A 13,233-nucleotide genomic window follows, 5' to 3' on the forward strand; every position below is an offset into this window, starting at 1 on the left:
CGTCGGCCGTCGCCGGCTGGTGGCGCGGGCTGCAACTGCTGGCGCGGCGCCCCGGCCCGGTGCTGCTGGCCTATGGCCTGTTCACGGTCACGGGCCTGTTGCTGGCCGCGCTGCTGGCGCTGGGCCGGCTGCAGGTGCCGCCGCTGGGCCCCGCCGGCTTCACGGGGGCGCTGCTGCTGACGCAGCTGATCGCCCTCGTCCTCGGCTGGATGCGGGTCGCGCGGCTGTTTGCCCTGGTGCGCATCGCCGGCGCCTGATATGCGTTCGGAAGATTCGGGGACTGTCCCGGATTTTTCCGGCACATCTCGGAAGATTCGGGGACTGTCCCGGATTCTGCTGCGGCACGTCGGAATTTTCGGTATGCCGGCTGCCGGACCGCTCGAATAATCCGAACATCAGTATCGATTTTTTGGCCGTTGCCGCCGCGCGGGGCGGGGCCATATAGTCCTGGTACCGATGGAGGACTCACATGACTGCTGCAACCCTGCTGCCCACCTATTTCCTGTCGCACGGCGGCGGCCCCTGGCCGTGGATGCGCGACGAGACCGGCACGGCGTATGACGCGCTCGACGCGTCGCTGAAGGATATCCCGGGCCAGATCGGCGGCAAGCCGAAGGCCGTGCTGGCCGTGACGGCGCACTGGGAAGGCCCGGACTTCCTGCTGTCGTCAAGCAGCAGCCCCGGCATGATTTACGACTACGGCGGCTTTCCGCCCCATACCTACCAGATCCGCTACGGCGCGCCGGGTTTGCCCGAGCTGGCGGCACGCGCCCAAGCCCTGCTGCGCGAGGCCGGGTTCGGCGCGCAGCTCGACGCGGAACGGGGCTTCGACCATGGCACGTTCTCGGCGCTGTACCCCGTCTTTCCGGAAGCGGACGTGCCGGTCGTCCAATTGTCGTTGAAGGCGGGGCTGGCCCCGCTGGAACACCTGCGGGCCGGCCGCGCGCTGGCGCCGCTGCGCACCCAGGGCGTGCTGATCGTCGGCAGCGGCCTCAGTTACCATAACCTGCGGGCCTTCAATGCCCGCGGTGCCGAGGCTTCGCACGCGTTCGACGGCTGGCTGCGCGCGGCCATGGCCCTGCCGCCGCGCGAACGCACGGCCGCGTTGATGGCGTGGGAGAGTGCGCCGGCGGCGCGCCAGGCGCACCCGCGCGAGGAGCACCTGCTGCCGCTGATGGTGGCGCTGGGGGCGGCAGAGGAGGAACCAGCGTCCGTCGTGTATCACGAGGACGACTTCTTCGGGGCGCTGGCGGTGTCGAGTTTCAGGTTCGGCGCGTAGCGACGAACCGTTTGGAAACTTGGAAAATCAGGTGCCGCGCTTGCCGCGCATCTTTTCCGCTTCCTTCTCGGCGGCCTTGGCGGCGGCCTTTTCGGCCTTGATGCGCTGCTCTTCCTGGTAGGCCGCCAGCGCGGCGGCGCGGGTCTCCGGCGTTTCCAGCGAAATGCGGCCCAGCGCGCCGCTGCGGTAGTCCTGCAGCAGCATGTGCGAGGCCTTCTCGAAATCCCAGTCGCCGCCGCGGATGCGGTAGCCACGCTTCTGCGCCAGGCCTTCGATGACGGCGATGCCGTCCATGCCTTCGAGCTTGAAGCCGTAGCGCGCCACCAGCAGTTGCGGGTAGCGGCGGATCAGTTCCTCGGCCAGCCATGTCGCCACCTCGTCCTCGATCAGCGCATTGGCGCCGATGGCGTGGCTGGCGGCCAGCGCCAGCCCGTCGCTGGGCATCTCGATCTTCGGCCACAACAGGCCGGGCGTATCGATGATGGCCGTGTTCAGGTCCAGGTAGATCTTCTGCTGGGTTTTCGTGACGGCCGGCTCGTCGCCCACCTTGGCCACGCGGCGCTTGAGCAGCGCGTTCATCAGGGTCGACTTGCCGACGTTGGGAATACCCATGATCATCAGGCGCAGCGGCTTGGTCGGCACGCCACGGTGCGGCGCCAGCGCGCGGGCCTTGTCGATCACCTTGGCCACGTCGGCCGGCTTCTTCGTCGTCATCGCGTAGGCGGTGACGGCGCTGTCCTGCTCGAAGTGGCGCACCCATGCACTGGTGGCGTCGGGATCGGCCAGGTCGATCTTGTTCAGGATTTTCAGGCAGGGCTTGGCGCGGAACTTGCGCAATTCCTCCACCAGCGGGTTGCAGCTGGCGGCCGGCAGGCGGGCATCGACCACCTCGATGACGACGTCGACGTCGGCCATCTGTTCCGCCGCCTTCTTCTTGGCGGCGTTCATATGCCCGGGGAACCATTGGATTGACATGCTCTTGCTTTCGGATCGTTACAACAATCCGCTATTTTAACGGTTGTCCCGGCCGCCGCCTATTTTCCCGGCAGCGGCGCGCTGGTACCATTGCTGTTTGCCCGCCTCGTCTTCACGTAATGAAACGCCAACTTGCAGCCGTCCTGATCGCCGTCCACGCCCTTGGCGCCGCCGCACCCGTGGTCGAAGTGAGCGGCATCCGCGATCCGGAACTGAAGTCCTACCGCACCATGGCCCGTGGCCTGGACGCCTTCGACGCCGAACGGGCCCACGCGCCCCAGGCCAGCCTGCGCTTCCTGCTGCGCCCGGCCGCGCCGGGCGAATCGCTCGACGGCCTGACCCTGACGATCAGCGGCGAGAGCGTCAAGCTGCCCGTGACCCTGGCGGCGGACGGCGGCTTCGAACTGCCGCGCAGTACGGCGGCGCTGGAGGACAAGGCCGAGCTGGTACTGAACAGGAAACGCCATTCCTTCCGCTGGCGGCCGGACGTGCGCAGCCCCGGCGTGCCGGCCAACACGCGGCGCCTGGGCGACTTGCGCCTGCAATGCGCGGTGCAGTGGGCCATCGACCGGGAAGCGCTGACGCCGCAGGCTCGCGCCGCACTGGGAGCGACGGGCGGGCCATGCCACTCGCCGCTGGCCCATACGGGCTTCGAGGCACCGCAGCCGCTGCGGGCCGCGTGGCTGCGTGACGGCACGCGGCGCGAGGCCCTGCCCGTGAACCGCCAGCGCACGCGCATGTTCACGCCGCCGCTGGCCGACCGCAGCTGGAGCGACGACGCGCTGGTGGAGTTTGATTACGCCGGCCAGCCGGCGTCCTGACCTGGGTTTCAGCTTTATCTGGTCACGCGGGCCAGCCGGCGTCCTTCCCCCAGCCACTTCCAGACTACGCCGGCCAGCCGGCGTCCTGCCTTCAGATTTCAGCCAGCGCCTTGACATGGGCCACCACGCTGCGGCCCAGCGCCGACAGGTTGTAGCCGCCTTCGAGGCAGCTGACGATGCGCCCGCGCGCGTGCTTCCTGGCCACGGCCATCAGCTGCTCCGTCATCCACGCGTAGTCCGCTTCCACCAGGCCCATGCCACCCAGGTCGTCCTCGCGGTGGGCATCGAAGCCCGCCGAGATGAAGATCATCTCGGGCTTGAAGGCGTTCAGCGCCGGCAGCCATTTGTCCAGCACCAGCTGGCGCACGACGTCGCCCTTGGTGTAGGCCGGCACCGGCACGTTGACCCGGTTCGGCGTGACGGGCAGCGGGTCCACGTAGGGGTAATAAGGATGCTGGAAGAAGCTGGCCATCAGCACGCGGCGCTCGTCGCGGAAGGCTTCCTCGGTGCCGTTGCCGTGATGGACGTCGAAGTCGACGACGGCCACCCGCTTCAGGCCGCGCGCATCGAGCGCATGGCGCGCCGCGATGGCGACGTTATTGAACAGGCAAAAACCCATCGGCGCGGACGGCCGGGCATGGTGGCCGGGCGGACGCACCGAGCAGAAGGCGTTGTCGATTTCGCCATCGATGACGGCATCGGTGGCGGCCACCGCGGCGCCGGCCGCGCGCAGGGCGGCCTGCCAGCTGTGCCGGTTCAGCGACGTATCGCCGTCGATGGGGTAGTAGTCGTCGCCTTCGTGGGGCTGGCTGCGCACGATGTCGATGGCGTTGGGCGAATGGTTGCGGGCGATGTCGGCCAGGTCGGCCAGCGGGGCTTCGCGGTGTTCCAGCAGGTCGTCGATATGGGCGTTGATCAGCTGGTCGGCGATGGCCTGCAGGCGCGCCGGGGATTCGGGATGCCATTGCCCCATTTCGTGACGCTGGCAATCGGCATGGCTGTAAATGGCTGTGGTCATGTGCTGTGGATTATCCCGCTCGTTTCTGTACCGCATGATCAATCACGCAAGGTAGAATCCCCTGCATCACGGTCATCACTATAACAGACACCCATGTATGCAAAATTGCACGCCGTCGCGCGGCAGGTAGGCGGGATCATCGTCGGCAAGGACGTGCAGATACGGCAGGCCCTGACGTGCCTGCTGGCCGGCGGCCACCTGCTGGTGGAGGATGTGCCGGGCGTGGGCAAGACCACGCTGTCGCACGCGCTGGCCATTTCGCTGGGGCTGCGCTTCAACCGCGTGCAGTTCACCAGCGACCTGCTGCCGGCCGACGTGTCGGGCATCTCCATCTACGAGCGGGAAAAGAACGGCTTCGTGTTCCACCCCGGCCCCATCTTCACCCAGGTGCTGCTGGCCGACGAGATCAACCGCGCCACGCCGAAGACCCAATCGGGCCTGCTCGAAGCGATGGAAGAGCGGCAGGTGACGGCCGACGGCGTCACGCGCGCGCTGCCCGAGCCCTTCTTCGTCATCGCCACGCAGAACCCGGGCCACCAGATCGGCACCTTCCCCCTGCCCGAATCGCAGCTGGACCGCTTCCTGATGTGCCTCTCGCTGGGCTATCCGGACCCGGCCTCGGAACGGGCCCTGCTGATGGGCGAGGACCGTCGCGCCCTGCTGAAAAGCCTTCCGGCGGCGATGACGCCGGCCGAGCTGGCGGCGGCGCAGCGGGGCCTGCGCCAGATCCACACGGCGCCGGCGCTGATCGACTACGTGCACGCATTGGTGCAGGCCTCGCGCCAGAACGGCTCCTTCGCCGAAGGCCTGAGCCCCCGCGCCGCGCTGGCGCTGGTGCAGGCTGCGCGTGCCTGGGCCGCGCTGGAAGGACGCGACCATGTGATTCCCGAGGACGTGCAGGCCGTGCTGGTGCCCGTGTGCGCGCACCGCCTGCGCCCCCTGAAGTCGGCCCATGGCGTGGCCCTGGCCAGCCGCGACCTGGTGCTGCGGCTGCAGCAGTCGGTGCCGCTGTAGCCATGCCGGCCTTGCGCGCTGCCTTGCGGGACGCCTTGCGCTGGCAGCATCACAGTCCCAGCGCCGCGACCGTGCTGACGATGCGGCGCGTGTACGTGCTGCCCACGCGGGCCGGCATCGCCTATGGCCTGCTGCTCGTGCTGATGCTGGTGGGTGCCATCAACTACACCCTGGGCCTGGGTTTCGCGCTTACGTTCTTTGCCGGTGCCTGCGCCATCGCCGACATGGTGCTGACGGTGAAGAACCTGGCCGGGCTGCGCCTGGCCGCGGGCCGCGCGGCGCCTGTGTTCGCCGGCGAGGAGGCCCAGTTCGAGCTGACGCTGCACAACGACGCCAGCACCGACCGCCCCGCCGTCCGCATCGGCTTTCACCCGCCCGGCACGCCCCGGCGCACCGAGGCGCCCAATGCGGTGGACGTGCCGGCCGGCGCCGACGCCGCCGTCGTGCTGACGGCACCGACGCAGCGGCGCGGCTGGCTGCCGGCGCCGCCTGTGCGGCTGACGACGCGTTTCCCCCTCGGCCTGTTCGGCGCCTGGAGCAACTGGCAGCCGGACCTGCGCGTGCTGGTCTACCCTTTCCCCGAACCGCAGGCGCCGCCGTTGCCGATGCGGGGCGCGGCCGATGCGGAAGGCCATGGCGCCGTCGGACTGGACAACTTCGCCGGCATCCGCAGCTACCAGCCAGGCGACCCGATGCGCCACCTGGCCTGGCGCCAGATCGCGCGGCTGCAGCCGCTCGACGGCGGCCAGCTGGTGACGAAGCATTTCGACGGTGGCGCCGTGGCCGAGCTGATGCTCGATTTCGCCGAGCTGTCCGTGTTCGTGGACGTCGAGCTGCGCCTGGCGCGCATGACGCGCTGGGTTCTGGAAGCCGAGGCGCGCGCCCTGCCCTATGCCTTCCGCCTGGGCCGCCACGACTTTCCCGCCGCGCTGGGCGACGCCCACCGGGCCGCGTGCCTGCAGGCGCTGGCGCTGCATGGCCAGGAGGGTGGGCCGTGAGCTTCGCCACGGCGCTGGCCGGCATCAGCCGCGACAAGTCCGACACCTTGCTGCTGATCGCCGCCGCGCTGATGGTGGTGGCGCCCCACTTCGCCCACCTGCCGTGGTGGATCAGCGCCACCGTCGGCGTGACCCTGGCCTGGCGTGCCGTGCTGACGTGGCAGGGCCGCCGCCTGCCGCCCGTGTGGCTGCTGCTGCCCGTCGCCATGCTGGCCATGGCCGGGGTCTGGTATTCCTACCGCACCCTGCTGGGGCGCGATCCGGGCGTGGCGATGCTGGCGCTGCTGCTGGCGTTCAAGCTGCTGGAGATGCATGCGCGGCGCGATCTGTTCGTCGTGCTGTTCCTCAGCTTCTTCCTGCTGCTGACCAATTTCTTCTATTCCCAGTCCATCCTCACCGGCCTGGCCATGGTGGCGACGATGGTGCTGCTGCTGGCGGCCCAGATCACCTTCCAGTACACGGGCGCCGTGCCGCCGCTGGGCCGGCGCCTGCGCCTGGCCGGCAAGGTGGCCCTGCTGGCCGCGCCGCTGGCATTGGCGCTGTTCCTGCTGTTCCCCCGCATCCAGGGGCCGCTGTGGGGCCTGCCGGGCGATGCCCGGGGCGGGCGCACGGGCATCTCGGACACGATGGCGCCCGGCTCGATGACGGACCTGGCCCTGTCCGGGGAGGTGGCGTTTCGCGTGCGCTTCCTCGACCCGGCACCGCCGCAGCCCAGACTGTACTGGCGCGGCGTGGTGCTGAGCCACTACGACGGCCGCACGTGGACGCGCATCGGCGGCGTCCCCTACCGCAATGCGGCCGGCACCCTGCCCGACGGCCTGGCCATGCGCGTGGGCGGGCGCGCCATCCGCCATGAAATCACGATGGAGCCGAGCGAGCGGCGCTACCTGTTCACCCTGGAGCTGACGCCGCCGGGACTGGACGTGCCGGGCCAGCGCGTGGCCGTGTCGGACGAGCTGGAAAGCCTGGCCTTGCGCCCGCTGCACCAGCGCGTGCGCTACCATGCCACTGCCTACACGGACTACACCTTGCAGGACGGCCTGGCACCGGAGTTGACCGGCAAGTGGCTGCAACTGCCGGAAGGCTTCAATCCGCTGGCCGTGGCGCTGGGCCGGCGCCTGCGAGTGCTGGGCGGCGATGGCGCCGATGCCCCCGTACGCATCGCCGATGCCGTGCTGGGCATGCTGCGCAAGGGCGGCTTCGAATACACCTTGCAGCCGCCGCTGCTGGGGACGGACTCGGTCGACGAGTTCCTGTTCCGCAGCCGGCGGGGCTTTTGCGAGCACTATGCCGGCGCCTTCGTCGTGCTGATGCGGGCGGCCGGTATTCCGGCCCGCGTCGTCACGGGCTACCAGGGTGGCGAATTCAACCCCGTGGACGGCTACGTCACCGTGCGCCAGTCCGACGCCCATGCGTGGGCCGAGGTGTGGCTGGCCGGGCGGGGCTGGCGGCGCATCGACCCGACAGCCGCCGTGTCGCCCGAGCGTATCAACCTGAACCTGTCGCGGGCCCTGCCGCAAACGGCGCCGTTCGGCCTGAACGCCTTGATCGCTTTGCAGAACGATAAGGATTCGTGGCTTTCGCGCCTGCGTTTCAGCACGAATGCGCTCAATAATGCTTGGAATCAATGGGTCCTGGATTACAATCCCGACAGGCAGCAAAATTTCCTTACAGAACTATGGAAAGCTGTCGGCACCTGGCGCACGCCCGCAGCGGCAGCGCTGCTGGTGGCACTGGCGTGGCTGTTGCGCCGGCTGCGGCTGCGCCGCCATGCCGACCCGGTCGCCGCCGCGTACGAACGGTTCCGCCGCCACCTGGCCGGCGCGGGCATCGCTGCGCAACCGGGCGAAGGCCCACACAGCCTGGCTTTGCGCTTGCGCGCACTGCCGCTGCCGGAAGAGAGCAAGGCCGCCATGGCGGAATTTCTCGCTCTCTATGGTGCGCTCCGTTATCGCGCACTCGACGACGATGAACGAAACCGGTCAGCCAGGCGGCTGGTCCAATTACTGCGCCAAATCCGATGACACTCCCGAAGCGAACACTATCCAAACCCCTGATGTCCCTGTTGCTGTCGGCCCTCGTGGCCGCGACCAGCCTGTGCCCGCCCGAAGCCTTTGCCGCCGGACAGAAGCAATCGGCCCACACGAAGAAGAAGAAGAAGGCCAAGGCGGTCAAGAAACCGGTGGCGGCCCCCGTCAGCGATTACTACACGGGCGAATTCGTCAATTTCGGCCAGTGGAAGGAAGTGCAGGGTTTCCTCGACGAGATGGTGGCCAGGCACGGCTTCGCCCGTAGCGAGCTGGACAGCTTGATGTCGAAGGTGCGCTTCCTCGACTCGGTCGTCCAGTTGGTCAAGCCGGCGCCGCCGGGCAAGCCGAAGAACTGGCAGGTCTACAGCAGCCGCTTCATCGAGCCGATCCGCATCAACGCTGGCGTGCGCTTCTGGAACGAGCATGCCGACACCTTGGCCCGGGCCGAGACCTTGTACGGCGTGCCGGCCGAGATCCTCGTCGGCATTATCGGCGTGGAAACCATTTACGGCCGCGACACGGGCCGCTTCCGCGTGCTCGACACGTTGACGACCCTGGCCTTCGCCTACCCCGTCACGCCCAACCGCGACGCGCGCATGGCCTTCTTCCGGGGCGAACTGGAGGCGACATTGCTGTACGCCCGCCAGACGGGCACCGACCCGCTGGCGCTGCAAGGCTCGTTCGCGGGCGCCGTCGGCATGCCGCAGTTCATGCCCAGCAATATCCTGAAATACGCCGTCGATTTCGACGGCGACGGCCGCATCGACCTGAAGAACTCGCCCGGCGACGCCATCGGCAGCGTGGCGGCCTTCCTCGTGGGCCACGGCTGGCAGCGCGACCAGCCCGGCCCCATCGTCTACCACGCGACGGTGTCGCCGGCGCGGGCGTGGGAACGCTATCTCGACCTGGGACTGGCGGCGACCGTGCCGCCGGAAGACTTGACGGGCGCCGGCATCGTCACCACGTCGACTCTGCCGGGCGGAATGCTGTACGGCCTGGTCGACCTGCAGAACGGCCTGGAACCGACGGAATACTGGGTAGCGAGCAATAATTTTTACGCCATCACCCAGTACAACCGCAGCTATTTCTATGCGATGTCCGTGGTGGAACTGGGCCGGGCCGTGCGGCTGACCCGGGCGGGCTCCTGAGGCAACACGTGTAAGCGGCCGTAAGGGGTGTTGCAAGACCATTCAGACGAATGTAATGTACTGTGGAAATTTTTCACTGAACTGTTGCATATAGTGCAGCAGTAGTGATAAGTTTTATATTACACTTAAAATTGTACGATTGACAAAGCCGTGACCGTTTATCTACCACAAAAAGTAAGGTAGAATTCTCACACATTGTTGCGATAGGACAACGCGAGCAGCAGGTACAAACAATTTTGTATTGCTCTTGAGTAAAAAATTGCGGAATGTTGTACAATTGTGTATATATTATGAAACCTTGTTATCCCGGAATCCGCGTATCGTTCCTCAGTGAAGGGAGAACATAGGAATCCCGGACACAGCGCCCGCCCGCCAGCGTGGCCGTTCGTGGTTCCGAAGCGCAGCTTGAGCTCCGAGTGTTTCACTTTCAGGACAACTTTACAAAAGGAACAAACGTATCATGACAAATCAAGTCGGTATTGATATGAACAACGACTCGGACGGCGACGATCTGCTGCAATACAACCCGAACCGCCTGCTGGACACGCTGATCGAAAACCTGCGCCTGAAAAACGACGCAGCCCTGTCGCGCGCGCTGGAAGTGGCGCCACCCGTGATCAGCAAGATCCGTCACCACCGCCTGCCTGTCGGCGCTTCGCTGCTGATCCGCATGCACGAAGTGAGCGACCTGTCGATCCGCGACCTGCGTTACCTGATGGGCGACCGTCGTAACAAGTTCCGCATCAGCGACAAGCAGTTCAAGCCAAAAGAAGGCGAAACGCCACAGAGCAGCACGAACAACAACAATAACGGCTGATTGCACGCGCTCAAGCACGCTGCCCCATCTCGGGGCGGCTGCGATGCGCGGCATGCTGTAAAAAATTCAGCCGGCATATGCCGGCTGTTTTATTTGGTACGTCCCGCGCTTACGCGGGAAAGACACCTGTGGACAGATACCGGTCGCCCCGGTCGCAGACGATGAAGACGATGGTCGCGTTCTCCACTGTCTGCGAGATGCGCAGTGCGATCTCGCAGGCGCCGGCGGCCGAGATGCCGCAGAAGATGCCCTCTTCCGCCGCCAGCCGGCGCGCCATGCGCTCGGCCGCCACCTGCGACACCGATTCGATCTGGTCGACCCGGGCCTTGTCGAAGATTTTCGGCAGGTAGGCTTCCGGCCACTTGCGAATGCCGGGAATCGACGAGCCTTCCTCCGGCTGCGCGCCGATGATGCGAATGGCTTCGTTCTGCTCTTTCAGGTACTGCGACACGCCCATGATGGTGCCGGTGGTGCCCATGGCGCTGACGAAATGCGTGATGCGCCCTGCCGTGTCGCGCCAGATTTCCGGCCCCGTCGACTCGTAGTGGGCGCGGGGATTGTCGCCGTTGGCGAACTGGTCCAGGATAATGCCCTGGCCGTCGCGCTGCATCTGCTCGGCCAGGTCGCGCGCATATTCCATGCCGCCCGTTTTGGGCGTCAGCACGATCTGGGCGCCATACGCGGCCATGCTCTGGCGGCGTTCCTCGGACAGGTTTTCCGGCATCAGCAGCACCATCTTGTAGCCGCGGATGGCGGCCGCCATGGCCAGCGCGATGCCCGTGTTGCCGCTGGTGGCTTCGATCAGCGTATCGCCCGGCTTGATGTCGCCCCTCTCCTCGGCGCGGCGCAGCATCGACATGGCGGCGCGGTCCTTGACGGAGCCGGCCGGATTGTCGCCTTCCAGCTTGCCCAGGATGACGTTGTTGCGCGCGGCGGCGTCGGCGCCGGGCAGGCGCACCAGTTGCACCAGTGGCGTGTTGCCGATCGTGTCGGCAATGGTCTTGTATGTCATGCGATCAGCTTCTTCTTCACCAAAACAACCATTCTAATCCGGTTGCGCGCCGGCCGCTTGGCGCCCCAACGACAGGCTCATGTAGACATAGCCGTGCCGCTCGCCGTCGATGCGCAGCAGGTCCTCGATCTCGCCTGTCTGCACGAAGCCCCGCTTGCGGTACAAGGCGCGGGCCGGCGCGTTCACGGCCAGCACCTCCAGGTCGATCCAGTCCAGCGCCGCCTGCCCTTCGGCCCAGGCGATGGCCGTATCGAGCAGCGCCATGCCCAGACCGATACGGCGCGCGCCGCGGTGCACGCCCATGCCCAGCAGGGCACGGTGGCCCGATGCGCCCTCCGCATGCGCGCGCAGGTCGATATGGCCGCGGATGGCGCCGCCGTCGAACGCCAGCCACAGGCGGCGCCAGCCCGGCTCGAACAGGGGCGTCTGCGTGCCCCGCGTGAAAGCGTCCATGCGCCCAGGCGGCATGCCGGCCTGGGTGCGCGACATCGGCTGGAACAGGGGCGTATCGCCGGCGCCGTTATCGCGCAGCTGATCGACGAGGTAGTCGAAGAAAGCCGGCAGGTCGGCGGGCGTGGCCGGGCGAATAGCAAGGGTCGTGGTCATCTTGCCATTATAGCCACACCGGCGATGCCGCTAAAGCCGCGCTCGTGTCCGATCTGGGGTCAGACCCCGACAAGGACACGAGCGGGGCCGCAGCGTGCGGATGAGGCCGTGTCCGATCTGGGGTCAGACCCCGACAAGGACACGAGCCGGGCCGCAGCGTGCGGATGAGGCCGTGTCTATGTCGGGGTCTGACCCCAAGGTGGACACGAGCCCAGCGGTGGCGCGGTCGGGCTTGTGTCGAGAAACGTGCCTGACCCCGATGTCGACACAGGCTCAGCGGCTGGGACGGTGGGCCAGGCCTGCGGCGTCGAACAGGTGCCAGCGGGCGGGGTCGGCCGTGATGCGGGCGGGGTCGCCTGGCTGCCACTGGGCGTCGGCGTCGGCGCGGGCGACGATCTGGGCGCCGCCGCTTTCCGGCTGCAGGTAGACGTAGCTGAAGTCGCCCAGCAGTTCCGTGGCCTGGACCTTCGCCGCGATGCCGTCCGCGGCGCCGCTGTCCTGGCGCGCCAGCTGCACGTGTTCGGCGCGCAGGCCCAGGGTCACCTTGCCGCCTTCAGGCAGGCCGTGGGCGTCGGTGGCGGCAAGCAGGGTGCCGGCGGCCTCGATCCGGCCGGCGCGCACGGTGCCGTCGATGAAGTTCATGGCGGGAGAACCCATGAAGCCGGCCACGAACAGGTTGCCGGGCAGGTTGTACAGCTCCAGCGGCGCGCCCACCTGCTCCACCTTCCCGCCGCGCAGCACGACGATGCGGTCCGCCAGGGTCATCGCCTCGACCTGGTCGTGCGTCACGTAGATCATCGTGCTCTTGAGCGTACGGTGCAGGTTCTTCAGCTCGATGCGCATCTGCACGCGCAGGGCCGCGTCCAGGTTCGACAGGGGCTCGTCGAACAGGAACACTTCCGGATGGCGCACGATGGCGCGGCCGATCGCCACGCGCTGGCGCTGGCCACCGGACAGTTCCTTTGGTTTGCGTTGCAGCAGCGGCTCGATGCGCAGGCTGGCCGCTGCCGCCATCACCTTCTCGCGGATCTGCGCGGCGGGCGTGCCGGCCAGCTTCAGGCCGAAGGCCATGTTCTCGTACACCGTCATGTGCGGGTACAGCGCATAGCTCTGGAACACCATGGCGATGCCGCGCTGGGCCGGCGCCACGTTCGTCATGTCGCGCCCGCCGATGGCGATGGTGCCGGCATCCGGTTCTTCCAGGCCGCAGATGGTGCGCAGCAGGGTCGATTTGCCGCAGCCGGACGGCCCGACGAAGACGACGAATTCGCCGTCGGCGATATCGAGATCGATGCCGTGCAGGATAGGCTGTTCGCCGAATGCCTTGCGTACGCCCCTGATGACCAGTGCCGCCATTGCGCCCCCTGTGTTGGTATGGTGCCGATCCGCCATCATACCGCCGCGTTCGCCCCGGCGGCGCGTGGGCCGCGCGCCGCCATCTGCCGAAGGGGGTAAGGGTGCGCCGATTTCGCCTGCCGCGCGCATGCTTCGGTTAGACTCTCCGTGTCCAACAAA

Annotated in this window: 13 protein-coding genes; 8 read left to right on the top strand and 5 right to left on the bottom strand. The window is 67.4% G+C overall.

The window, feature by feature from the left end; translation table 11 throughout:
• Together GM672_RS28365 and GM672_RS14270 are read left to right on the top strand one after the other, a co-directional pair.
• On the top strand, positions 1 to 257 hold a 257-nt coding region (locus GM672_RS28365; RefSeq protein ID WP_211517369.1), incomplete at its 5' end, for a hypothetical protein.
• A gap of 212 nt (positions 258 to 469) precedes the next feature.
• On the top strand, positions 470 to 1,279 hold the full coding sequence (locus GM672_RS14270) for a DODA-type extradiol aromatic ring-opening family dioxygenase (RefSeq protein ID WP_155471202.1): 810 nt from the start codon (positions 470 to 472) through the stop codon (positions 1,277 to 1,279).
• A gap of 27 nt (positions 1,280 to 1,306) precedes the next feature.
• On the opposite strand, the gene ylqF is transcribed toward GM672_RS14270, so the two are convergent.
• Positions 1,307 to 2,254 (bottom strand): ribosome biogenesis GTPase YlqF, encoded by a 948-nt coding sequence (ylqF, locus tag GM672_RS14275; protein ID WP_155471203.1) that lies wholly within the window; start codon positions 2,252 to 2,254, stop codon positions 1,307 to 1,309.
• A gap of 119 nt (positions 2,255 to 2,373) precedes the next feature.
• Between ylqF and GM672_RS14280 the strand changes: the two genes are divergently transcribed.
• Complete coding sequence (locus GM672_RS14280; protein WP_155471204.1) at positions 2,374 to 3,075, top strand: hypothetical protein; 702 nt, start codon at positions 2,374 to 2,376, stop codon at positions 3,073 to 3,075.
• A 91-nt stretch (positions 3,076 to 3,166) separates the two neighbouring features.
• Here the strand turns inward: GM672_RS14280 and GM672_RS14285 are convergent, their stop codons facing one another.
• Positions 3,167 to 4,093 carry a histone deacetylase family protein gene (locus GM672_RS14285; protein ID WP_155471205.1) on the bottom strand — a complete coding sequence of 309 codons (927 nt, stop codon included), beginning with the start codon at positions 4,091 to 4,093 and terminating at the stop codon, positions 3,167 to 3,169.
• A 93-nt stretch (positions 4,094 to 4,186) separates the two neighbouring features.
• On the opposite strand from GM672_RS14285, the gene GM672_RS14290 reads away from it, so the two are divergent.
• The 5 genes from GM672_RS14290 (at position 4,187) to GM672_RS14310 (ending at position 10,100) form a co-directional block, all read left to right on the top strand.
• On the top strand, positions 4,187 to 5,107 hold the full coding sequence (locus GM672_RS14290) for an AAA family ATPase (RefSeq protein ID WP_155471206.1): 921 nt from the start codon (positions 4,187 to 4,189) through the stop codon (positions 5,105 to 5,107).
• Positions 5,108 to 5,109: 2 nt separating this feature from the next.
• On the top strand, positions 5,110 to 6,105 hold the full coding sequence (locus GM672_RS14295; protein ID WP_155471207.1) for a DUF58 domain-containing protein: 996 nt from the start codon (positions 5,110 to 5,112) through the stop codon (positions 6,103 to 6,105).
• A complete protein-coding gene (locus GM672_RS14300) occupies positions 6,102 to 8,129 on the top strand; it encodes a transglutaminase TgpA family protein (RefSeq protein WP_229427719.1) in 2,028 nt (675 codons plus the stop codon). Before GM672_RS14295 ends, GM672_RS14300 begins: the two co-directional genes overlap by 4 nt.
• A 32-nt stretch (positions 8,130 to 8,161) precedes the next feature.
• On the top strand, positions 8,162 to 9,283 hold the full coding sequence (gene mltB / locus GM672_RS14305) for a lytic murein transglycosylase B (protein WP_155471208.1): 1,122 nt from the start codon (positions 8,162 to 8,164) through the stop codon (positions 9,281 to 9,283).
• A gap of 460 nt (positions 9,284 to 9,743) precedes the next feature.
• Entirely contained in the window at positions 9,744 to 10,100 is a 357-nt protein-coding gene (locus GM672_RS14310) for a hypothetical protein (RefSeq protein ID WP_155471209.1), read from the top strand.
• 109 nt (positions 10,101 to 10,209) lie between these two features.
• Here GM672_RS14310 and cysM read toward each other — a convergent pair whose 3' ends face one another.
• From cysM to GM672_RS14325, 3 genes are all read right to left on the bottom strand, one after another.
• Positions 10,210 to 11,112, bottom strand: a complete 903-nt coding sequence (cysM, locus tag GM672_RS14315) for a cysteine synthase CysM (RefSeq protein WP_155471210.1) — start codon at positions 11,110 to 11,112, stop codon at positions 10,210 to 10,212.
• 33 nt (positions 11,113 to 11,145) lie between these two features.
• Positions 11,146 to 11,718: a GNAT family N-acetyltransferase gene (locus tag GM672_RS14320; RefSeq protein ID WP_155471211.1), complete on the bottom strand. Its 573-nt coding sequence runs from the start codon at positions 11,716 to 11,718 to the stop codon at positions 11,146 to 11,148.
• Positions 11,719 to 11,991: 273 nt separating this feature from the next.
• Entirely contained in the window at positions 11,992 to 13,074 is a 1,083-nt protein-coding gene (locus GM672_RS14325) for an ABC transporter ATP-binding protein (protein WP_155471212.1), read from the bottom strand.
• Positions 13,075 to 13,233: the final 159 nt, after the last annotated feature.

The sequence above is a fragment of the Pseudoduganella buxea genome, assembly GCF_009720835.1.
GTDB lineage: Bacteria > Pseudomonadota > Gammaproteobacteria > Burkholderiales > Burkholderiaceae_D > Rugamonas > Rugamonas buxea.